21 protein-coding genes are annotated in these 20233 nt (G+C 72.3%); 8 read left to right on the top strand and 13 right to left on the bottom strand.

All coding sequences use genetic code 11. From position 1 onward, the window contains the following. The first annotated feature begins 138 nt into the window (after positions 1 to 138). Positions 139 to 771 (top strand): IMPACT family protein, encoded by a 633-nt coding sequence (locus RUR_RS20260; protein ID WP_283136665.1) that lies wholly within the window; start codon positions 139 to 141, stop codon positions 769 to 771. Here RUR_RS20260 and RUR_RS20255 read toward each other — a convergent pair. The 3 genes from RUR_RS20255 to RUR_RS20245 are packed head-to-tail and all read right to left on the bottom strand — an operon-like array spanning position 766 to position 3135. Further along, entirely contained in the window at positions 766 to 1410 is a 645-nt protein-coding gene (locus RUR_RS20255; protein ID WP_283136664.1) for a response regulator transcription factor, read from the bottom strand. The two genes, RUR_RS20260 and RUR_RS20255, sit on opposite strands and share 6 nt — an antisense overlap. Beyond that, complete coding sequence (locus RUR_RS20250; RefSeq protein ID WP_283136663.1) at positions 1401 to 2510, bottom strand: sensor histidine kinase; 1110 nt, start codon at positions 2508 to 2510, stop codon at positions 1401 to 1403. Before RUR_RS20250 ends, RUR_RS20255 begins: the two co-directional genes overlap by 10 nt. Continuing rightward, positions 2497 to 3135 carry a DedA family protein gene (locus tag RUR_RS20245; RefSeq protein ID WP_283136662.1) on the bottom strand — a complete coding sequence of 213 codons (639 nt, stop codon included), beginning with the start codon at positions 3133 to 3135 and terminating at the stop codon, positions 2497 to 2499. The genes RUR_RS20250 and RUR_RS20245 overlap by 14 nt, the downstream gene beginning before the upstream one ends. A 439-nt stretch (positions 3136 to 3574) precedes the next feature. On the opposite strand from RUR_RS20245, the gene RUR_RS20240 reads away from it, so the two are divergent. Both RUR_RS20240 and RUR_RS20235 read left to right on the top strand, forming a co-directional pair. Then, positions 3575 to 4915 carry a DUF418 domain-containing protein gene (locus tag RUR_RS20240; RefSeq protein WP_283136661.1) on the top strand — a complete coding sequence of 447 codons (1341 nt, stop codon included), beginning with the start codon at positions 3575 to 3577 and terminating at the stop codon, positions 4913 to 4915. A gap of 34 nt (positions 4916 to 4949) precedes the next feature. Further along, the gene (locus tag RUR_RS20235; RefSeq protein ID WP_283136660.1) at positions 4950 to 5726 is read left to right on the top strand and encodes an SDR family oxidoreductase; all 777 of its coding nucleotides are present in this window, start codon (positions 4950 to 4952) and stop codon (positions 5724 to 5726) included. A 4-nt stretch (positions 5727 to 5730) separates the two neighbouring features. Here RUR_RS20235 and RUR_RS20230 read toward each other — a convergent pair whose 3' ends face one another. From RUR_RS20230 to RUR_RS20220, 3 genes are all read right to left on the bottom strand, one after another. After that, entirely contained in the window at positions 5731 to 6252 is a 522-nt protein-coding gene (locus RUR_RS20230; protein WP_283136659.1) for a GNAT family N-acetyltransferase, read from the bottom strand. Positions 6253 to 6261: 9 nt separating this feature from the next. Then, positions 6262 to 7053: a CHAP domain-containing protein gene (locus tag RUR_RS20225; protein ID WP_283136658.1), complete on the bottom strand. Its 792-nt coding sequence runs from the start codon at positions 7051 to 7053 to the stop codon at positions 6262 to 6264. 92 nt (positions 7054 to 7145) lie between these two features. Next, positions 7146 to 7952 carry an SAM-dependent methyltransferase gene (locus RUR_RS20220; RefSeq protein WP_283137057.1) on the bottom strand — a complete coding sequence of 269 codons (807 nt, stop codon included), beginning with the start codon at positions 7950 to 7952 and terminating at the stop codon, positions 7146 to 7148. Between the two features lie 240 nt (positions 7953 to 8192). Between RUR_RS20220 and RUR_RS20215 the strand changes: the two genes are divergently transcribed. Continuing rightward, positions 8193 to 9311: a serine hydrolase domain-containing protein gene (locus RUR_RS20215; RefSeq protein WP_283136657.1), complete on the top strand. Its 1119-nt coding sequence runs from the start codon at positions 8193 to 8195 to the stop codon at positions 9309 to 9311. Between the two features lie 77 nt (positions 9312 to 9388). Here RUR_RS20215 and RUR_RS20210 read toward each other — a convergent pair whose 3' ends face one another. Beyond that, a complete protein-coding gene (locus RUR_RS20210; RefSeq protein ID WP_283136656.1) occupies positions 9389 to 9943 on the bottom strand; it encodes a hypothetical protein in 555 nt (184 codons plus the stop codon). Positions 9944 to 10103: 160 nt separating this feature from the next. On the opposite strand from RUR_RS20210, the gene RUR_RS20205 reads away from it, so the two are divergent. Further along, positions 10104 to 10745 (top strand): hypothetical protein, encoded by a 642-nt coding sequence (locus RUR_RS20205; protein ID WP_283136655.1) that lies wholly within the window; start codon positions 10104 to 10106, stop codon positions 10743 to 10745. A 67-nt stretch (positions 10746 to 10812) separates the two neighbouring features. Here RUR_RS20205 and menC read toward each other — a convergent pair whose 3' ends face one another. The 4 genes from menC to RUR_RS20185 are packed head-to-tail and all read right to left on the bottom strand — an operon-like array spanning position 10813 to position 14883. Beyond that, on the bottom strand, positions 10813 to 11913 hold the full coding sequence (gene menC, locus RUR_RS20200; protein ID WP_283136654.1) for an o-succinylbenzoate synthase: 1101 nt from the start codon (positions 11911 to 11913) through the stop codon (positions 10813 to 10815). A 47-nt stretch (positions 11914 to 11960) separates the two neighbouring features. Next, positions 11961 to 12740 (bottom strand): GNAT family N-acetyltransferase, encoded by a 780-nt coding sequence (locus tag RUR_RS20195; protein WP_283136653.1) that lies wholly within the window; start codon positions 12738 to 12740, stop codon positions 11961 to 11963. Continuing rightward, positions 12737 to 13846, bottom strand: a complete 1110-nt coding sequence (locus RUR_RS20190) for a M20 family metallopeptidase (RefSeq protein ID WP_283136652.1) — start codon at positions 13844 to 13846, stop codon at positions 12737 to 12739. Before RUR_RS20190 ends, RUR_RS20195 begins: the two co-directional genes overlap by 4 nt. Beyond that, positions 13843 to 14883: a dipeptidase gene (locus tag RUR_RS20185; RefSeq protein WP_283136651.1), complete on the bottom strand. Its 1041-nt coding sequence runs from the start codon at positions 14881 to 14883 to the stop codon at positions 13843 to 13845. Before RUR_RS20185 ends, RUR_RS20190 begins: the two co-directional genes overlap by 4 nt. Before the next feature lie 443 nt (positions 14884 to 15326). Between RUR_RS20185 and RUR_RS20180 the strand changes: the two genes are divergently transcribed. The 3 genes from RUR_RS20180 to RUR_RS20170 all read left to right on the top strand — a co-directional run bounded on the left by RUR_RS20180 (position 15327) and on the right by RUR_RS20170 (position 18167). After that, positions 15327 to 15875, top strand: a complete 549-nt coding sequence (locus RUR_RS20180; RefSeq protein WP_283136650.1) for a DUF6010 family protein — start codon at positions 15327 to 15329, stop codon at positions 15873 to 15875. Positions 15876 to 16110: 235 nt separating this feature from the next. Further along, positions 16111 to 17529 carry an MFS transporter gene (locus RUR_RS20175; RefSeq protein WP_283136649.1) on the top strand — a complete coding sequence of 473 codons (1419 nt, stop codon included), beginning with the start codon at positions 16111 to 16113 and terminating at the stop codon, positions 17527 to 17529. Positions 17530 to 17549: 20 nt separating this feature from the next. Beyond that, a complete protein-coding gene (locus RUR_RS20170; RefSeq protein ID WP_283136648.1) occupies positions 17550 to 18167 on the top strand; it encodes a TetR/AcrR family transcriptional regulator in 618 nt (205 codons plus the stop codon). Between the two features lie 20 nt (positions 18168 to 18187). Here the strand turns inward: RUR_RS20170 and RUR_RS20165 are convergent, their stop codons facing one another. Then, positions 18188 to 18775, bottom strand: a complete 588-nt coding sequence (locus RUR_RS20165; protein ID WP_283136647.1) for a rhodanese-like domain-containing protein — start codon at positions 18773 to 18775, stop codon at positions 18188 to 18190. A 35-nt stretch (positions 18776 to 18810) separates the two neighbouring features. Then, a complete protein-coding gene (locus tag RUR_RS20160) occupies positions 18811 to 20151 on the bottom strand; it encodes an MBL fold metallo-hydrolase (protein ID WP_283136646.1) in 1341 nt (446 codons plus the stop codon). Positions 20152 to 20233 lie beyond the last annotated feature (82 nt).

Genomic DNA, 20233 nt, shown 5'->3' with positions numbered 1-20233 from the left:
TGGGCGCGGGTACGGCCGAAGGCGGCGCGTTCGCCTGCGGGAACTGGTCCGGCGATGTCCGTACCGGCTTCGGGAAGGACGGCGATACACCTGGACCTGCCGCGTTTCCGGCCCGCCGGGTGCCGATAGCCTGATCCGGTGGCCGCTCCCTACTTCACCCTGGCAAGCCGTGTCGAACACGAGGTCGAAGTCAAGCGGTCCCGGTTCCTGTGCACGGTGGCGCCGGTCGCCTCGGAGGCGGACGCGCGGGCGTTCGTCGACGGGATCGCGCGGCGGTACGGCGACGCCACCCACAACTGCTCGGCCTACGTGCTCGGCGACGGGCGGACCAGGCGCGCCGACGACGACGGCGAACCGGGCGGCACCGCCGGGATCCCGATGCTGGAGATGCTGGTCCGGCGGGGGCTCGGCGATGTGGCGGCGGTGGTCACCCGGTACTTCGGCGGGGTGAAACTCGGCGCGGGCGGGCTGATCCGGGCGTACGGCGGAACCGTCGGCGCGACGCTGGACCGGGCGGAACTCGTGGAGATGGTCCCCGCCCGGGTCGTCGAGGTGACCGTGGACCACGACCGGGCCGGACGTCTGGAGAACGACCTGCGCGCGTCGCCGTACCGGGTCCTGAGCGTGGAGTACGGCGCGCGGGTGCGCGTGGAGGTCGCCGTGCGGGAGCCGGAACTGGCCGGTTTCGCCGACTGGGTGGCCACCCGGACCGGCGGGGGCGCGACGACCACCCCCGGGGAGGCGATGTACCTGCGCGCGCCGGGGCTATGAGCCCAGGAAGCGCAGGACCGCCAGGACCCGCCTGCTGTAGCCGGTGGTGTGGGAGATCGCGAGCTTGTCGAACATCGCGTTGATGTGCTTCTCCACCGCGCTTTGCGAGACGTGCAGGCGCTGCGCGATGGAGGCGTTCGTCAGCCCCTCGGCCATGAGTTCGAGCACCTGGCGCACCCGCGGGGTCAGGGAGGCCAGCGGGTCGGCGCGGGTGCTCCGGGCCAGCAGCCGGCGCACCACCTCCGGGTCGAAGGCCGTGCCGCCCGCCGCGACCCGCTCCAGGGCGTCCAGGAAGTCGCCCACCTGGGCCACCCGGTCCTTGAGCAGGTAGCCGACCCCGTCCAGGCCGCCGTGCATCAACTCGGCCGCGTACCGGTGCTCCACGTACTGGGAGAGCACGAGCACCCCGATCCCCGGGTAATCGGCCCGGATGCGCAGCGCCGCGCGGATCCCCTCGTCGGTGTGGGTCGGCGGCATGCGCACGTCCGCCACGACCACGTCGGCGCCGTGCTCGGCGACCGCGGTCAGCAGCGACTCGCCGTCGCCGACCGCGGCCGCCACCTGGTGGCCCTCCTCGGCGAGCAGGCGGACCAGGCCCTCCCGCAGCAGGGTCGAGTCCTCGGCGAGGATCACGCGCACGGCAACTCCGCTCTGATCACGGTCGGCCCGCCCTGCGGGCTGCCGACGAGGAGCCGGCCGTCCAGCGCGGCGGCCCGGCGGGCGAGCCCGGAGAGCCCGCCCCCGGAGGGGTCGGCGCCCCCGCGCCCGTCGTCGGTCACCTCCACCACCAGGGTGTCCCCGTTCCGGACGACGTCCACGGTGATCCGGGTGGCTTCGGCGTGCTTGGCGGCGTTGGTCACCGCCTCGCACACGACGAAGTACGCGGCCGTCTCCACGGCCCCGACCGTGTGGCCGGCCACCTCGCAGCGGATCCGCACCGGGACGGCGGAGCGTTCGGCGAGGGTGGCCAGGGTCTCGGCCAGGCCGAGGGTGTCCAGGCCGGTCGGGTACACCCGCCAGGCCACCTCCCGCAGGTCGGCCACCGCCTGCCGGGCCTCGTCGTGGGCCTGGGCGAGCAGCGCGTCGAGCTGCTCGGGCGATCGGCCCCGGCGGGTCCGGCCGATCAGCATGGCGAGCGCGACCAGGCGCTGCTGGAGCCCGTCGTGCAGGTCGCGTTCGATCCTGCGCCGTTCGGCGTCGACGGCGGTCACGATCCCGGCCCGGCTCTCGGCGAGTTCGGCGATGCGCCGTCGCAGCGCCTCGGCCGGGTCCGGGGTGAGCAGGCGCAGCGCCAGGTGCCGTTCGAGCACGATGAGGGCTGCGATGCCGGACAGGTTCAGGAAGAACAGGACACCCCCGCCGAGGAGGATGTACGCGAGGTTCCACGGGTGCGGCTCGATGTTGTCCGGCCGTTCCCCGATCGCCCAGCCGCCGAACAGCCAGTACACCGACCCCAGTCCGTACAGCAGCAGGCTCAGCACCAGGATGCTGAGGACGCCCACCGCGCAGCGGGCGGTGAGGTAGAGGTGGGCCTGGGCTCCGGTGATCGGCCCGGGCCGGACGTCCAGGAGGGCGAGCCGGGGGGCGTGCCACCGGACCAGCTCGGCCGACGCGGCCGTGATCGGCCCCCGCCAGGCGGGTACGGCGAGCGGGCCCGCCGTCAGGAGCACCCAGAGCAGTTCCAGGGGGGTCGCCAGGGTGCCCAGGACGAGCGCGAGCAGCTTCCTAGCGAGCGACATGACGGCCTTTGCGGCGGAGTTCGGCCAGCCGCACCCCGGCGAAGACGAGGAGGGCGAGCGCGACCAGGCCGAGCACCACCTTCGACCCGACTCCCGCGTAGGTCTCCACCACTCCCCAGTTCTCACCCAGCAGATAGCCCGCCATCACGAACGCGGTGTTCCAGATCGCGCTTCCCGCGGTCGTCAGGAGGGTGAACCGGCCAAGCGGCATCCGTTCGACCCCGGCCGGTATCGAGATCAAGCTCCGAAATATCGGAATCATTCGCCCAAAGAATACGGTTTTCCCGCCGTGCCGGGCGAACCACGCCTCGGTCTTGACGATGTCGCCCACCTTGACCAGGGGGAGCCGCGCCGCAATGGCGATCACCCGTTCCCGGCCCAGCAGCGCGCCGACCGCGTACAGCGCCAGCGCCCCGACCACGGAGCCCAGGGTGGTCCAGACGAGCGCCTCCACCAGGCTGAACGTGCCCCGGCTCGCACCGAACCCCGCGAGCGGGAGGATCACCTCGCTCGGCAGCGGCGGAAACAGGTTCTCCAGCGCGATCGCCAGCCCGGCCCCCGGCGCCCCCAGCGTCTCCATCAATCCGACCGCCCACTCCGCGACGGCACCCAAGTCCTCTGTCATGTGAAAACCCTAGAAACGCCGCCTACCTGGGGTAATGCGGTGATCCATCCGATCGCCCTGCGGAAAACCACAGGTGCCCGCCGGAGAGCGGTGATCCAGGTCCCCGGGACGGGCCCGGCCTCGACCGGGCCTGGTGGGCGTCGCCCGCGCCGCGTCGTACCGGGCACGGACGGGTCGGCGCGTCGCCGGGCGGAACCCTGAGCTCCGGGGATCCGATCCGTCCGTCGGACGCGTGCCGGAAGGCGGGATCGGATTCGCCGGGAACCCTCCCCGCGGCGGGGAAAGGCGTCGGCGCCCCGGGCCCGCTTGTCGCCGTACCGGACATGGGTGCCGACCAGGGCGAGCGACCGAAGTCGTCGCCCGCGGCGACTTCGGTCACCCGGTCGCGATACCGGCGGCCGATGGTTCGCCGACCATGGTCATCCTTAGCTTTCCGGTCATGTCTGAACCCATTCGGCAGGCGGAGGCCGATCCCGTGGCCGGCCGCACGTCGCGGCGGCGGGTGGCCCGCGGCGGGGTGCTCCCCGCTGAGCGGTCCCTCGCCCCCGACCTCGCCCGCGGCCTCATGCTGCTCCTCATCGTCCTGTCCAACACCGGTTTCCACCTGTGGGCGGCCAAGCTGGGCCCCTCCGGATGGCATGCCGTCGACGGGTCCACGGCGGACCGCGTCGTGCAGTTCTTGATGATCGTCGTGCTCGATCTGCGGATTTATCCGCTCTTCGCCTTCCTGTTCGGCTACGGGATGATGCAGCTGTACCGGCGGCAGACCGAGGCGGGGACCTCGGAGAAGGGCGCCGTCGCCCTGCTGCGCAGGCGGAGCCTGTGGCTGATCGTCGTCGGATTCGCGCACGCGGCGCTGCTCATGGCCGGCGACATCATCGGTTTCTACGGCCTGCTGAGCCTGATCTTCGGCTGGCTGTTCCTGCGACGGGGCAACCGCGTCCTGCTGATCGCGGCCGGGGCCGTCCTGACCCTTCAGGTTCTGAGCGGCCTTCCCTCGATCCTGGAGCTGGCGGGCGGAAACGTGGCGGAGGTGGGAACCGCGGCCGGGGACACGGGCCGGGTGGCGTACGCGTCCGGGGAGGAGAACGCGCTCACCGCCGCGGGCACGCGGATGGCCACCTGGGTCTTTGTGGCCATCGTGAGCCCGCTGCCGGCGTTCACGGCCCAGGCCGTCCTGCTGCTCGGGTTCTGGGCGGCGCGGCGGCGCATCCTGGAGGAGCCGGGCAGCCATCTGCCGCTGCTCCGCCGGACCGCCGTGCTCGGCATCGCCGTCGGCTGGCTCGGCGGCCTGCCCCAGGCCCTCGCGCACATCGGGGTGCTTGACGTCCCGGCGGGCGCGGTGGCGCTCGACGGGCCGTTCGCCGCGATCCAGGCCACGACGGGCGTCGCCGGCGGGCTGGGGTACGTCGCCTTGATCACCCTGATCGCCCACCGCATGTCGGAGCGGGTACGGCGCAGCCGCCCGGTCGTCGCCGTGGCCGCGGTGGGAAAACGCTCCCTGTCCAGCTACCTGGCCCACTCGCTGATCTTCTCCCCGGTCCTGGCCGCCTGGGGGTTCGGACTCGGCGGGAAGCTCACCAGCGCCTCGATGGCGCTGTTCGCGGTGGGGGTCTGGCTGGTGACGGTCGCCGCCGCCTACGCCCTGGAACGCGCCGGGCGCCGGGGGCCCGCCGAGACGGTGTTGCGCCGCCTGGTGTACCGCTCGGCGGACCGTTCTCAGCCGGAAAGGGCCGGTCCGGTGGACGGGTCGTCCGCGTCCGGCAGATCGGTACATTGACTGAATAAATACATTCGGTGTATTCATAGTGGACATGAACCACGAACCGCGTACCTACGTCGTCACGGGCGCCGCCTCCGGCATCGGCGCCGCCACCGCCGATCTCCTCGCCGCGGGGGGCGACCGGGTGATCCGCTGTGACCTGAACGACGGCGACGTGCTCGCCGACCTGGGCACGCGGGAAGGCCGGAAGCGGCTGGCCGAAGGGGTCGCCGCCGTCTCGGGCGGCACCGTGCACGGGTTGGTGGCCGTGGCCGGGCTCGGCGCCCTGAGCCCGGCCCCCGTCCGGGTGAACTTCTTCGGCACCCTCGCCACCCTCGACGCGGTGCGTCCGCTCCTGGCCCGCTCCGACCGGCCCCGCGCCGTCGTCGTCTCCTCGCTGAGCGCCGTCGTCGCGGCGGACGAGGGCCTGGCCGAGGCGTGCCTGACGCTGGACGAGGAGGCGGCGGCCGAGGCGGCGGCCAAGGTCGTCGCGGCCGGGTACGGCCAGACCGTCTACGCCTCCAGCAAGCTGGCGCTCAACCGGTGGCTGCGCCGTGCCGCCGTCGGCCCCGACTGGGCGGGGGCCGGCATCCCGCTCAACGCCGTCGCCCCGGGCGTCGTGGACACCGCCACCGCCAGGAGGTTCATCCTCGACGAGCCAACCGCCCGGGAACTGGTGGCGGCCATGATGCCGCAGCCGCTGGGCTTCCCCGGCCCCGTGGACGCCATCGCCTCGCTGCTCGCCTGGACGGTGGGTCCCGGCAACTCGTTCATGACCGGGCAGATCCTCTACGCCGACGGCGGCGCGGAGGCCCTGCTCCGCCCTTAGCCGGCTACGACGGGCCGCCCGCGTCGAGGTGGCCCACCATGAACGTCACGACCGGGCGCAGCCCGTGCCGCTCGTAGAAGCGGATCGCGTCGTGGTTGTTCGCGAGCACGTGAAGGTCCAGGGTCCGCACCCCCTCGGCGCGGACCCGATCCTTGATCGCGCCGATCAGCGCGCCGCCCACCCCGGTGCCGCGGGCCCCGGGCAGGACCGACAGCGTCTCCACCACGGCGGCGCGGCCCGTACGGCCCCACATCGCCCCCTGCTCGGGGTCCTCGATCCGCACCACGGTGTAGCCCAGGACCCGGCCGTCCTCCCGGGCGACCAGCGCGAACGCCCCGGGTGCCGCGAGCCACTCGGCGTACCGCAGCCGCCGCCGGCGCCAGGACTCGTCCGGGTCGTTCATCGTCAGGACCTCGCCGACGTGGGGGGCCGTTTGGTGGTGGTGCTCGTGCAGCGCCTTCCACAGCGGTCCGACCTCGTCGACATCGTCCGGATCAAGCACCTGGATATCCACTGAATCTGACATAGCACTCGACTATGCCTTAGTCCCGCCAAACTTCCACATCGGATTTCCGTCGCGGCGGCGGAAGCCGAGGCATCGGGTGTAGGGGGAGTAGGGCGGGTAGCCCTCCGGGCCGCCGTACCCCGGGTCGTAGGAGGTCCGCACGGGTGCGGTGTAGCCGGCGATGGTGGTGTTGTGCCGGGAGTAGGTGCGGGCGCTCACCCGGTTCCCCCGGTTGCCCTCGACGGTGTACACCGTGTCCGAGGTGGCCGAGGTGACCAGCCCCACGTGGTCGATGCGGCCGTTCCCGTTCCAGTCGAAGCTGATCGCGTCCCCGGGCTGCGGGGTGTACCCGCCGGACCGCGGATACCAGGTCCCGTAGGCGAGGCCGTAGTCCCGGAACGAGCTCGCCAGCCCGGTCAGGGCGGCGCCGCGGTAGGCGGGGACGTCGACGTGGTACACCCCGCTGCCGCCCCAGACGTACCTGGCGAAGTCCGCGCACCAGGGGCTGGCCCGCCAGCGGACCCCGCCCGTGGCCGGGCACCGGGCCGAGGGGTTCCAGCGCCGCAGGACCCCGGTGTAGAAGTTGCAGTTGCTGCCCGGCGGATACTCGGCGTTGCGGGACACGTCGCCGTACTCGCCCCAGGCGGCGGATACGATGGTGCCACGCGACACCGCCTCGGCGGGCGCCGCCGTCCCCGCGACCGTCCCCGCCGCGAACAGGACCGCGACGGCGAGCCGTGCCGCCGCGGTACGCGTGCCACCGAATCCCTGAACTGGGAGTACGGCGCTTTCGCCGGAATCTCGATCTTCTGGACACCCCATGAGGACAGGATTGACGAAGAAGGTCCGACCCGCCCGGAGCCATGCCGTATCGCGGGCCGTGTCCCGTGTGCGGTACGCCCGTCAGGCCCGGGTCAGCGCTTGATCCCGGCGGCGCAGAACTGGGAGACCTCGGCGGGCGCCTCGCCGGGACCGGTCTCGGGGCGCCAGCGGGAGCAGGAGACCACGCCGGGTTCCAGCAGCTCCAGGCCGTCGAAGAATCCGGCGAGGCGGTGGCGGTCGCGGGCCACGATCGGGGTGCCGCCCATCTCCATGAACCGCCGCATCGCCTCGTGCATCGCCTCCCCGTGCACTTCGGCGGTGGCGTGCGCGAGCACCATGCAGCTGCCCGGGGGAACGGCGTCGATCAGCTGCCGGACGATCCGGTAGGCCTCGTCGTCGTCCACGATGTGGTGCAGGATCCCCAGGAGCATGATCGCGACAGGCCGGCTGAAGTCGAGGGTCTCCCGGGCGGATTCGAGGATGCGGGCCGGCTCGCGCAGATCGGCGTCGATGTAGCGGGTGGTGCCCTGCGGGGAGCTCACCAGCAGGGCCCGCGCGTGCGCCAGGACCAGCGGGTCGTTGTCGACGTAGACGATCCGGCTCTCCGGGGCGAGTCGCTGGGCGACCTCGTGGGTGTTGTCGGCGGTGGGCAGCCCGGTGCCGATGTCGAGGAACTGGCGGATGCCCAGGTCGGCGACGAGATGGCGGACGCAGCGGCCGAGGAAGGCCCGGTCGGCGCGGGCCGAGTCGGTGATCCCGGGGATGAGCTGGGCGACCATGTCCCCGGCGTCACGGTCGGCCGCGTAGTTGTCCTTCCCACCGAGCCAGTAGTTCCAGATTCGCGCGGAGTGTGGTCGGTCGACTCCGAGGTCGATTGGCTGCCATTCCGGGTCACTCATAGTGCTCATGGGAGATTCCGTCCATGTCGTACTTGCGCTACTTGCGGTGGGTGCAGACATCTTCAGCAGGTATGGGCTGAAGTGGATCTTATAGCGATATTTCAGCATGCGCTCTTCGGGTGGGTCACGGGTTGACGCCACCCGATCGTGGGCTATAGTTAACACATTGGTTAATTAACCAAGTGGTTATCGACAAGACGGGTGCCCGGGAGGGCCCCGGAGGGCGGGAGAGCATTGATCATGACTGATGTGGCGAAGCGGGTTCGGGAAGCCGCCGAGCGGCTGGTCGAGTCCGGTGCGGAGACGGGCTTGCAGGTCGCCGTCTACCGGCGGGGGGAGCCGCTCGCCGACGTGGCGGCCGGCGTCGCCGACCCGGCCACGGGCCGCCCGGTCGCCTCCGGCACCCTGGTCTACGGCACCTCCACCGGCAAGGGCGTCACCTCGGCCGTCGTGCACGTCCTCGCCGAGCGCGGGGTCTTCGGATACGACACCCCGATCGCCGAGCTCTGGCCCGAGTTCGGCGCCCACGGCAAGGACAAGGCGACGATCCGGCACGCCCTCACCCACACGGCGGGTGTGCCGGGGCTTCCGGCGGACACCACGCCGGAGGACCTGTGCGACTGGGACAAGATGGTCGCCGCGGTCGCCGCGGCCAAGCCCTGGTGGGAGCCGGGCACCAAGACCGGGTATCACCCCCAGAGCTACGGCTACCTGATCGGGGAGATCGTCCGCCGGGCCGTCGGCAAGCCGATCTCGCAGGTGCTGCGGGAGGAGATCGCCCTCCCGCTCGGCGTGGACGGCGAGCTCTTCTTCGGCGTCCCGGCCGCCGAGCTGGGACGGGTGGCCGTCCTCGACGAGGTCCCCATGGACATGGGTGAGATGCCCGACCTGTCGGAGATCCCATTCTTCCGGGTGGTGGACGGCTACACCGCGGCCCCGATGGCGGCGCTCCCGAGCGCGGAGTTCGGCAACCGGACCGACGTGCTCACCTCTGACATCCCGGCCGGGGGCACCTTCTCCGCCCGCGCGATCGCCCGGATGTACGCGGCGCTCATGGACGAGGTGGACGGCGTCCGCCTGATCTCCCCCGAGCGGCTGCGCGAGGTCACCACGCCGGCGGTCTCCGGGACCGACGAGGTCATCGGGTTCCCGGTCACCCGGGGACTCGGCTACGACATCGGCTTCTTCGGGCCGCTGGACGGGCCGACCCTGTTCGGGATGGCGGGGAGCGGCGGGACGGCCGCCTACGCCGACACCGCCACCGGCGTGGTGATCGCGGTGACCAAGAACCGGGTCTCCTCCGGCGACTACAGCACCTTCAACCACCTCGGCGAAGTCGTCCGCGACGCCCTCGCCTGACTCGGGCGGCGGGCCCGGCGATCCGGCGCGGCCCGTACCCCGTCGGCGTGGGGCCTCAGGCACCTCCTCGGAGGGGTTCACGACCCGGCGACGAACCCGATGATCATCGCGATGGTCGGCGGCAGGAGCAGCGCCCCCGTCCACAGGATCCCCTTTCTGGAGCGGATCACCAGGGCGGAGAGGAACGCGATGAGGGCGATGCCGAAGGGGATGGCGACAAGGGGCAGGATCGCCCGCCATACGCCGCGCGTCCCCGCGGGCAGCACCAGGTCTTCCTCGGGGGTGAGCACGGCCGGGAAGACCTCGCCCACCTGCACGTCCGCGACGGTGTCGACGAGGATGGGCTCCCTTGCCCGGTCGTCGAACGCGAAATGCGCGGTGCAGTGGAGCCCCTTGCGGACGGGGGTGCAGGAGGTGACGGTCGCGGTGCCGAGGGTGCCCGTGTGGCCGAGCGCCAGCCGCACGTCGGTCGCGGTGATCGCGATGCCCGCGCCCACCAGGACGACGAGCAGGAGGCCGCAGAGGATCAGGTTGACCGTCGCCCCGCCGCCTCCACCGGTGCCGGACGGCCGCTTCGCGGCACCCTGCCGCCCCTGGTCGGTCCCTGTCGGCGTTCTTCTCTTCCGGGGCATGACGCCCACGCTGGCCGCCGGTACTTGCAGCCCACCTGTAAACGGCTGGGGGTGCGCTGCAGGGCTTCCTCAAGCCCGCATCCAGACGGATCGGGCAAAGTTCCCCGTGAACTTCAGAACCTCGGCCGGAGTCCAACCGGCGGAGGAAAGGATGACGACAGTGTTTCGACGGAGAACGACCATCGCGGCGGTCGGCGCGACCTTGATCACCGTGCTCGGCGGCGGCGCGGCGGTGGCCGAGCAGGCGGAGCTCACGGCGATCCCGAAGGGCTTCCTGCTGCTGGAGCCCAAGGTGAAGCCGAGTAAGCCCGGCGACGAGGAGCGGTGGGAGGTGGACAGCAAGCTGAGCACCCCGTTCCCGATCAACCCGTGTGCGTACCGGAAGGCCCGCGACGTCGGCAGGGTCGCCGCGCGGACGATCGGCCACTTCCAGCCGACCTACGGTGAGTACGAACAGCTGGTGGTCTATCGGAGCACCGCGGCGGCCAAGGCCGCGTTCGCCGGGCTCCAGGCCGATCTGCGCCGCTGCCGCACCGAGAAGCTCGCCCCCGGCCGCGTGCAGACCTATTGGACGAGCGGTCTGGCCGTCGGCGACCGGGGCCTGCGCGTCCGCGCCCACGAGACGGGTAAGTACGGCGTACACGGGGAGCGGGGCGTCGCCGTACGCCGCGGCAAGGCGTTGATCTTCTACACCGACGGCGGCGAGATCGGGCGGACGACCTGGACCCAGGTCAAGCCCTTCGAGAAGTCCGCCCGGAAGATGGCGGCCAAGGTCTGCGCGATCCGCGGGGTCTGCGCCTAGGCCGTACCCGCGGTGAAACCGGGCACGCCTCCCCGAGGGGGAGACGGGGAGGCGTGACGAGGCCGGGCTACAGCGTGATCCACTCGGTGGAGACGGTGACCTCGTCCAGAACGGCGGGGATGGGATCGACGCCGAGGCCGGGGCCGGTGGGGACCCGCAGGTGGCCGTCCTCCAGGACGAAGGGCTCGGTGATGTCGGTCGCGTAGTACCGGCGGGAGCCGGAGGTGTCCCCGGGCAGGGTGAAGCCGGGCAGCGCGGCGAGGGCGACGTTGGCGGCGCGGCCGAGACCGGTCTCCAGCATGCCGCCGCACCAGACCGCGATCCCGTGGGCCCGGCACAGGTCGTGGATCCGGCGGGCCTCCAGGTAGCCGCCGATCCGCCCGGGCTTGATGTTGACGATCGAGCAGGCGCCGAGGGTGATCGCCGCGGCGGCGTGCTCGGCCGACTCGATCGACTCGTCCAGGCAGATCGGGGTCGTGAGCCGCTTGGCGAGCTGCGCGTGCTGCACCAGGTCGTCGTTGGCGAGCGGCTGCTCGATCAGGAGCAGTCCGAAGGCGTCGAGCCTGGCCAGGTGCGGGGCGTCCACCAGGGTGTAGGCGGCGTTGGCGTCGACCTGCAGGAGCAGGTCGTCGCCGAACCGCTCCCGGACCGCGCGGACCGGCTCCACGTCCCAGCCCGGCTCGATCTTGAGTTTGATCCGGACGTACCCTTCGTCGATGTACCCGGCCACCGCGTCCAGGAGTTCGGGGACGGAGTCCATGATGCCGACCGAGACCCCGCAGGGCACCCGATCGGCCGCCGCGCCGAGGAAACGGCCGAAGGACTCCCCGGAGGTGCGGAGCCAGGCGTCCAGGATCGCCGTCTCCAGGGCGGCCTTGGCCATCCGGTGCCCCTTGAACGGCTCCAGCGCGCGGCCCACGCGGTACGCGTCCACGTCCTCGGGGAGCGCCGGGATCAGGAATCGGCGGAGCACCTCGGCGGCGCCGTCGACGTACTCGGAGGAGTACAGCGGTTCGGTCATGGCCACGCACTCGCCCCAGCCCTCGGCGTCGGGCGTGACGGCCCGGACGAGGAGGACGTCGCGGTCGTGCTCGACGCCGAACGAGGTGCGGAACGGGGCGACCAGCGGCATCGCGATCCGGCGCAGTTCGATTCCGGTGACTTTCATGGTGGTGTACGGCTGACGCCGCGACTCCTTCCGATCTGCCCGCCTGCTTAGGCGGTCCGTTGAACGATGTAGGCGGACTTGTCGTGAAAACCGATGACCTTGGCGCCCTGGTCCAGGAGCCCGGTCATGACCTCGCGCAGCGCGTACCGCCACGCCCTGGCGGCTCCCGGGTCGGTCCGGCGCAGCCCTTCGACGTCGGCGGGGAGGGACACCAGGACCGTGGACGCGTCGGTACGGCCGAGCACCGGGAGCCCGGCCTCCTCGGTCAGCCCGTACACGGCGTCCGGCGGGGCCTGGACGGCCCACCGTTCCCCCCGGACCGCGGCGGCCACGTGCGGCTCGGACAGCCGCCACACCATCAGCATCCGGTCGGACTCGTCGCCCGCGTTGATCGAGTCGGTCATCACCCCGTAGAACGAGGGCAGGTACTCCTCGGGGAGCGCGCCGAGCTTGACCGTGTTGAAGTAGGCGTTCCGCCGGATCAGCGGGTCGTAGGTCCAGGTGATCCGGCTCAGACCCCGGGCGAGCGCCCACTCGCGCTGGTGCGACTTGAGCGCGAACCCGATCCCCTGCCCGGCCAGGGTCCCGGTGATGTGCGAGTGCAGTACCTCCCCCACGGGGGCGCCGAAGAACCCGGCGGAGGCGCCGACCATGCGGCCGCCGCGGAAGGCCCCGGCCACGTAGTTCCCGGCGTGGGCCATCGCGCGCATGAGATCGGCCGGGAACGGCCCGCCGCCGGGGTCGGCGCTCCAGATGCCGCCGAAGAACAGGCAGGCCTCCTCGAACTCCGCGGAGGTGTGCAGGACGCGCACCGCGATGTCGTTCATCGGAGCACCGCCGCCACCAGAGCGGTCAGCAGCGCCGTCCGGCCCGGCAGCTCGGCGACAACCAGATGCTCGTCGTCGGCGTGGGCGCCGCCGCCGACCGCGCCGAGCCCGTCCAGGGTCGGGCAGCCGACCCCGGCGGTGAAGTTCCCGTCGGAGGCCCCGCCCACCCCCATACCGGTGATCGGCGCCAGTTCCAGCTCGGTCGCGATCCGCCGGGCGAGGGCGAAGAGCTCCCGGGAGGACTCGGCCGCAAGCGGCGGCCGGTTCGGTCCGCCGAGCACCTCCAGCCGGGCGCCGGCGAGCTTGGGGGTGAGCGCCCGCATCAGCGCGTCCACCTGGTCCTGGGCGTCCACCGTGGGGGTACGGACGTCCACGTCGACGCTCGCCTCGGCCGGGACGGTGTTGGTGGTGGTCCCGGCGGAGAACACGGTCGGCGTGACCGTGACCGGTCCGAGCGGCCCGGGCTCCGCGTGGGCGACCCGCGCGGCGATCTCCCCGATCGCCAGGACCTGGTGGGCGAGCTCGACCCCGGCGTTGACGCCCTTCTCCGGGTCGAGCCCCGCGTGGGCGGCCCGTCCGCGCACGGCGACCCGGTACATCGAGGTGCCCTTGCGAGCGATCTTCAACGCCCCGCCGGGCCCGCTCGCCTCCAGGACGAACGCCGCGCGGCAGCCCCGCGCCGTGTCCTCGATCAGGGACCGGGAGGTGAGGGAGCCGAGCTCCTCGTCCCCGGTGACCAGGACGCACACGCCGTCGAGTGAGGGGAGGGCGGCGAGCGCGTGGAACATCTGCACCAGGCCGCCCTTCATGTCGAAGACGCCCGGGCCCCGGGCGATCCCGTTCACGACCGACCACGGGTGGGTCTGCAGGGAGCCGATCGGCCAGACCGTGTCGTGGTGGCCCAGGAGCAGCACCCGCGGCGTCCCGAACGACCACTTCAGGTGGGTGACGCCGTCGACGACGAGCGTCTCGGGGGGCGCGCCGAGCAGGCGGGTGCCCGTCTCGGTGACGACCTTGGCGCTCCGGGCGACCGCGGCCAGGTCGCTGGAGAAGGACTCGCAGACGACCAGCTCCTCCAGGTCGGCCAGCATCCGTTCGAGGGTCACGCCGGCCGTCCCAGCTCCGCCTGGAACAGCCGCAGCACGTTCCCGCCGAGGATCTTGACGATGTCCTCGTCGGGGAGGCCCCGCTTGACCAGGATCTCGGTGACCAGCGGCAGCCCGCGCGGGCCCTCCAGGCCGGGCACGATCGCCAGCGGGTCGATGTCCCCGTAGGCGAGGTCCCCCTCGCAGCACGGCGGGGTGAGGTCGACCGTGACCTCGTGGACGAAGTCCGGGCCCAGGCCCACGTGGTCGATCCCGGCGACCGTGGACACATGCTCGATGTGGTCGGCGATCCGCTCCACCGTGTAGTCGCCGGGGTCGTCGGACAGGAAGCCGGGGAAGAAGTTCACGCAGACCACCCCGCCGGTGGCGGCGACCCCGCGCAGCTGCGCGTCGCTGAGGTTGCGGTGGTGGTCGCGGAGCGCGCGGGCCGCGGAGTGGGTGGCCATGACCGGCCTGGTCGCCAGCTCCAGCACGTGCTCCACGCCGCCGACGCCCAGGTGGGAGACGTCGAAGACCATGCCGAGGCGTTCCATCTCCTTGACCGCCTCCACCCCGTGGGAGGTGAGCCGGCTCCCGGCGGCGTCCTCGCCGCTGCCGTCCGCCAGCGGGGTGCGACCCCAGTGCGCGATCGAGGCGACCCGCACCCCGAGCCGGTGCAGCGTCGGGAAGAGCTCCACGTTGGCGTCGATCCCGGGCGCGCTCTCCAGCGCCAGGACCAGCGCGATCCTCCCGTCGGCCAGCGCGGCGCCGATCTCGGCCCCATCCCGGCAGAGCCGCACCTCGCCGGGGTTGCCCTCGGCCAGCGTGTGCGCGGCCTCGATCATCCGCAGGGTCTCCCGGAGGGCGCCGTCCGGCCGGTACCGATCGTCGATGAACACCGGCAGGACCTGCAGGTCCACCCCGCCGTCGCGGAGCTGGGGCAGCCACCGGTCCCGGAAGTAGGACGCCCACCGCTCCGGCGGCCGGGCGGCGACCGACATCAAGAGGTCGTTGTGAGTATCCGCGACGACGGCGCGGTGGTGGAGCTCGGCGAACACGTGACACCCTCCGATGACTGTTTCCTCCGACGGTAGGGCAGAGCCGCCGGTGATGATTCATGGAGAATGCTCAAGACGTGGGCGACTATTCGTCCAGTCGGCCAAAGATCACCGGCTTTCCGGCGGGGGGCTTCTCCGGAACGGGTGACGCCTCCGGCCGGGTTCTCCGCGGGGGTACGGCCGGTGGGCGGCTTAGTCGTCGCCCGGACCGTCCTCCCGGTACGGGCCGCCCGCCCATCCTGATCCGTCCCCCCGCATGGTGCCGCCTCCCTGCGGGAGCGGGTTGCGTCATCACTCGTATGCCGGGAACCAAAAGGGTTCCGCAGGCGACTGAACCGACACGGACAGGCTCTCCGGAGTCTGTGTTCACATCTCGGTGATCGGCGTCGGCGGATCGTCGTCGCGCGGGACGACAGGGAGGCATGGTGCCACGGAGCGTCGGCATGAGGGTGACGGCACGCGCATGGCCGGTTGCCGGACAGGTGCTGTACGTCGCGGCGGTCGCGGTGGCGACGTCGTACGGCATCGGGGCGGCCGCGCGGGCGGGCCTGCTCATCCCGTTCGCGGTGCCGATGGGGGTGGCGATCACGGCCGCGCTGAGCCTGTTGCCCGACCGGGTTGAGCTCGCGGCCTGGGCGGGGGTGACGGTGGTGATCCTCGCGCCGACGTACCTCGGGCACGGCGGGATGGAGTACGCGGCGCTTGCGGTTGTGGCGCTCCTCGCCGTGCTGGGGGTGTTCCGGACCCCGTGGTTCCTGGTCGCCGCGTGGACGCTGCATCCCGTGTGGGACCTGGCCGTCGCGCGGCACATGGCGCCGGTGTTGATCGATCTCCCGGTCGCATGCGTGTACTACGACCTCGTGGTCGCCGGATACCTCGCCTACCGAACACACCGGCGGCGCCTGGTCTCCTTCGGCCGGTCTCGCGGGGAGGCGGCTCCCCATGCCGGTCCGGGCCCCGCATCGGAGGGGGCCGACCCCCGCCTCACCTGACCGGGGACGCCCTGGGCGTCGCCGCGGGGTGCGCGTCCGCCGTACCGCCCGTGTGTACGGCTCGCGCCGGCCTTCATCCCCGTCACGCCGGCGGCTTTGGCGACTCGGACGGATGTTTGTCCGGCCTGAGCGGCTGATCGACGAGAACTCACCGAAAACCCGTACACACTTGTACGGGTTAATGTGGATAATAACTCGTACACACCTGTACGGTTTAGGTCCAGAGGGAGTTCCGATGTCCCACCCCACCCCTGCCGCCGATCCCCACACCGCTCCGGCACCACCGGATCCACGCCGGTGGACCGCGCTGGTTCTGCTGTGCGTCGCGCAGTTCATGCTGATCCTGGACGTGACGGTGATCAACGTCGCCCTGCCCGGCATCGGAGCCCAGCTGGACCTCGACCGGGAGACGATGACCTGGGCGGTGACCGGCTACACCCTGTGCTTCGGCGGCTTGATGCTCCTGGGCGGCCGTCTCACCGACGCCTTCGGTCCCCGGCCGGTTCTGGTGGCAGGGCTGGCCGTCTTCACCCTCGCCTCCCTGGTCACCGGCTGGGCCGATACGGCCGCCGTCCTCATCGGCGGGCGACTCGCCCAAGGCGTGGGCGCCGCCCTGCTGTCCCCGGCCGCCCTGGCCACGATCACGCGCCGCTTCCACGGGGCGGAGCGCAACAAGGCACTCGGTGTCTGGGCCGCGCTCGGCGGCGTGGGATTCGCGGCCGGTGCCCTGCTCGGCGGCGTCCTCACCGCAGGCCCCGGCTGGAGATGGGCGTTCCTCGTCAACATCCCCGTCGGACTGGTCGTGCTCGCCTGGCTGCCCCGCCTCATCCCCACCGCGACGGCGCACGGCTCCCGGCGGATCGACCTGCCCGGCGCGGTACTCGTCACCGGCGCGACCGGAGCGCTCATCTACGGTGTGGTCAAGGTCGGCGACGCGGGCTGGGGTTCGGCCGCCGTGTTGGTCCCCCTGGCCGGAGCGATCGTCCTGTACGCGGCGTTCGTCCTGGTGGAGCGGGTGGTCAGGGTGCCTCTGACGGACGTGCGCGTCCTGATCCGGCGGCCCGTCGCGACCGGGGCGTTCCTGATGTTGATCGGTACGGGGCTGCTGCTCGGCTTCGTTTTCCTCGGTTCGCTGCACCTTCAGCACCTCAAGGGCCTGTCGGCCATGGTCACCGGGGTGCTGTTCCTGCCGGTCGCCCTCGCCACAGCCGTGGGCGGTCATCTGGCGGGGCGGCTGATCGGCCGGATCGGGGCCCGCTCCACCGCGGTGGCCGGGCTGCTTGTGGCGGCGATCGGCGCCGTACTGCTGATCCTGCTCGAGGACACGGCCGGAATCGTCGTCGGATTGGTCGTCGGAGCCAGCGGGGTCGTCCCGGTGTTCGTCGCCGCCACCACCACCGCGCTGGGCTTCGTCCCCCATCACGAGGCCGGGATCGCCTCGGGGATCGTCAACACCTTCCACGAGGTGGGTGGGGCCCTCGGAGTCGCCGTCGTCTCCACCGTCGCCGCCGCCGGCATCCAGTACCGCTCGGTACCGGCCTTCACCGATGCCTACACCGTCGCGGCGATCGCGGCGACCGTGGCCGCGGTCGTCGCGACGGTGCTGGTCCCGCGCGGCAAGGCCACGTTGCCCCAGGGGTCCCACGTCCACTGAGGCGCCTAAACTTGGCGACCATGGGACGCGCGAGCCGTATGCCGCCGGCCCGGCAGGATGAGGACACCTCACCCCGCCGGGCCGACGCCGAGCGCAACATCTCCACCATCATGGCCACGGCCCTTGAGCTGTTCAGCACCAACGCCGGCGTCAGCATGGCCGACGTCGCGCGCTCGGCGGGGCTCGGCCGCGTCACCGTCTACGCGCACTTCCCCTCCCGCGCGGCGCTGCTCCAAGCTCTCGTCCGGCACTCGATGGCCCAGGCCGAGCAGTCGATGGACGCCGAGCTCACCGACGGGGACGCGCCCGCGGACCGGATGCTGGCGCGGGTGATCGGCGCCACCTGGCGGGTCCTCGACCGGTACCGCAAGTTACGCGTCCACGCGTTGTCCGAACTCGGCTCGGAGTGGCTTTCCGAGCAGCACGACCCCGTGTTCCAGCGCGTGGAGAAGCTGATCGCCCGAGGGCGGGAGCAGGGCGTCTTCCGGCGGGACCAGCCGATCGGCTGGATGGTCACCGTCGTCTTCAGCCTCATCCACACGGCGGGTGACGAGGTCGAGGCCGGTCGGTTGTCCTCCGGCGAGGCCCCCGGCCTGCTGAGGTCCACCCTGGGGTCGGCGCTGTCCCCTCCGGCCTGACGGCTTTCCCGTACCCGCCTTCAGCGTGTCCGGCCGGGGGTGAGCAGGGCCAGGGCCTTGTCGAGGTCGAAGCCGGGGTCGCGGTTGTAGGGCAGCTTGGCGAGTGCCGCGCCCATCGCGCAGGTTCCGGTGACGGCGGAGAAGACCAGTCCGGCGCCGACGAACCCGGCGACGAGCCGGGCCCGGGGCAGGCGCAGGCCGACCAGGAGCGAAGCGGTGACCACGCCGCCGGCGACGAGACGGACCTGACGGTCCAGCGCCCAGCGGGGTCGTCCGCCGGGCTGGGACGCGACGGGCGCGGACGCGGCGGTCCACGCGGCCATCCCGCCCTCAAGGACCAGGGTGCCGTCACGGCCCTCCTGGGTCAGGGTGCGCTGGGCCTGGCGCGCCCGGCCGCCGGTCTGGCAGATCAGCAGCAGGGTGCCCTCGGTTTCCTGGGCGATGCGGCGCGGGTACCGGTTCACCTGGTCAAGGGGGAGGTTGACGGCGCCGGGGATGTGGCCGGCGGCGAACTCGCCGGGGGTGCGGACGTCGACGAGCAGCACCTCCGGGTTGGTTTCGATCAGGGAGCGGGCGGTGGGGACGTCGACTCCGGTCGGTGCGGACATGGCGGGGACGGTTCCTTTCTCGGGGTGACGGGACGTCAGGTGGTGGCGAGCCGTTCGGCCAGGTCGGGGACGCCGGCTCCGTCGAGGACGACCGGGCGGTATCCGGCGGCGAGCAGCAGGGTGGCCGCGATGCTCGCGCGGCGGCCGGTCCCGCAGGCGACCAGGACGGGCCGGGTGGGATCGAGCTCGGCGGGGATGCCCTGGGTGACCAGGTCGGGCAGGTACCGGTGGATCGCGCCGGGCAGCGCGACGGCCGCGTGCTCGGCGGGGGCCCGGACGTCCAGCAGCTGGGCGTCGGGCCCGGTCAGCCGGGCGGCGAACGCCACCGGGTCCAGCAGCTCGAACGTCTGCACGGCGGCGTCCCCGGTGTCGGCGAGGACACCGAGCACGGAGTCGACGCCGATCTGGGCGAGCTGGACGATCGCCTCCGCCGTGTCCTGACCGGGGCCGGCGACGAGGACCACGGGCGTCCGGTACGGCAGCAGCCACCCCGCCCAGCTGCCGAAGTCGGCCCTGAGCTCGATCCCGAGCGAGCCGGGGATCAGCCCGGCCGCCTGATCGGCGCGGGGCCGGATGTCGACGAGCCGGGTGCCCTCGGGCAGGCCGGGCAGGTCGGCTACGGTGAGTTCGGGCACGGTCAGCGGCGGCATGGGCGGAACCCCGAGGATGTTGGCGGGACCCATGTACCGGTAGAACGCGGGGATCGGCAGGGGCGCCGCCAGCAGCTCGTCGGCGAAGGTCTCGGCGTCGCCGATGGCGAGCAGCGGATTGCCCGCGATCTCGGCGGCGATGGTGGAGGTGTGGCGGCCTGCGCCGGTGGCGGTGCAGAACGACCCCTCGCCGTGGGTGGGGAGGAGTCGTACCTCGCCGGGCAGCTCCGCCAGCCGGTGCAGCGAGCCGTACTGCAGCTTGGCGAGGGTCCGGGCACGCTCCCGGCCGAGCAGGTCGGGGCGGCCGGCGGAGGAGACCAGCAGGCTTCCGCCGGAGAACACCGCGACCGGCTCGCCGTCGATGAGCACGAGGTAGCTGGTGTGTTCGGGGGTGTGACCGGGGGTGTGGACGGGGCGGATGCTCAGCCCGGCCTCGCCGTGGATGTCCTCCAGGTGGAAGGCGGGGGTATGCGGGTAGGCCGGGGCCGCCGCGGCGGGGAGGACGAGCTCGGCGCCGGTGCGCAGCGCCGCCTGCTCGGCGCCGGAGACGTAGTCGTTGTGCAGGTGGGTTTCGAGGACGAAACGGAGCTCCACGTCCTGTTCCGCCGCCGCGGCGAGGAAGCGGTCGATGTCGCGCTGGGGGTCGACGAGGATCCCTCGGCCTTCGTGGACGAGCAGGTGGCTCTGGTCCCCGAGGCCTGGGGTGCGGAACGAGGTGATCTTCATCGCGGACCCTTTCAACGTGCTATATACCCCGGTGGGTATCTGGAAGGCGGTTGCCGGGCCGGACCCGTCGCCGTGTCGGCGC

Origin of the sequence: Rhizohabitans arisaemae (assembly GCF_025996515.1) — a bacterium.
Taxonomy (GTDB): domain Bacteria; phylum Actinomycetota; class Actinomycetes; order Streptosporangiales; family Streptosporangiaceae; genus Rhizohabitans; species Rhizohabitans arisaemae.
The sequence above is the reverse complement of the archived record's forward strand: the minus strand, read 5'-3'. Positions and strand labels throughout refer to the sequence as shown.

Coding starts and splice junctions, on each gene's coding strand:
- RUR_RS20225 (WP_283136658.1), bottom strand. CDS start 7,053: ATGGGGTGTCCAGAAGATCGAGATTCCGGCGAAAGCGCCGTACTCCCA.
- RUR_RS20245 (WP_283136662.1), bottom strand. CDS start 3,135: ATGACAGAGGACTTGGGTGCCGTCGCGGAGTGGGCGGTCGGATTGATG.
- RUR_RS20250 (WP_283136663.1), bottom strand. CDS start 2,510: ATGTCGCTCGCTAGGAAGCTGCTCGCGCTCGTCCTGGGCACCCTGGCG.
- RUR_RS20180 (WP_283136650.1), top strand. CDS start 15,327: ATGAGGGTGACGGCACGCGCATGGCCGGTTGCCGGACAGGTGCTGTAC.
- RUR_RS20215 (WP_283136657.1), top strand. CDS start 8,193: ATGACTGATGTGGCGAAGCGGGTTCGGGAAGCCGCCGAGCGGCTGGTC.
- RUR_RS20170 (WP_283136648.1), top strand. CDS start 17,550: ATGGGACGCGCGAGCCGTATGCCGCCGGCCCGGCAGGATGAGGACACC.
- RUR_RS20195 (WP_283136653.1), bottom strand. CDS start 12,740: ATGAACGACATCGCGGTGCGCGTCCTGCACACCTCCGCGGAGTTCGAG.
- RUR_RS20160 (WP_283136646.1), bottom strand. CDS start 20,151: ATGAAGATCACCTCGTTCCGCACCCCAGGCCTCGGGGACCAGAGCCAC.
- menC (WP_283136654.1), bottom strand. CDS start 11,913: ATGAAAGTCACCGGAATCGAACTGCGCCGGATCGCGATGCCGCTGGTC.
- RUR_RS20175 (WP_283136649.1), top strand. CDS start 16,111: ATGTCCCACCCCACCCCTGCCGCCGATCCCCACACCGCTCCGGCACCA.
- RUR_RS20165 (WP_283136647.1), bottom strand. CDS start 18,775: ATGTCCGCACCGACCGGAGTCGACGTCCCCACCGCCCGCTCCCTGATC.
- RUR_RS20240 (WP_283136661.1), top strand. CDS start 3,575: ATGTCTGAACCCATTCGGCAGGCGGAGGCCGATCCCGTGGCCGGCCGC.
- RUR_RS20220 (WP_283137057.1), bottom strand. CDS start 7,952: ATGAGTGACCCGGAATGGCAGCCAATCGACCTCGGAGTCGACCGACCA.
- RUR_RS20210 (WP_283136656.1), bottom strand. CDS start 9,943: ATGCCCCGGAAGAGAAGAACGCCGACAGGGACCGACCAGGGGCGGCAG.
- RUR_RS20230 (WP_283136659.1), bottom strand. CDS start 6,252: ATGTCAGATTCAGTGGATATCCAGGTGCTTGATCCGGACGATGTCGAC.
- RUR_RS20235 (WP_283136660.1), top strand. CDS start 4,950: ATGAACCACGAACCGCGTACCTACGTCGTCACGGGCGCCGCCTCCGGC.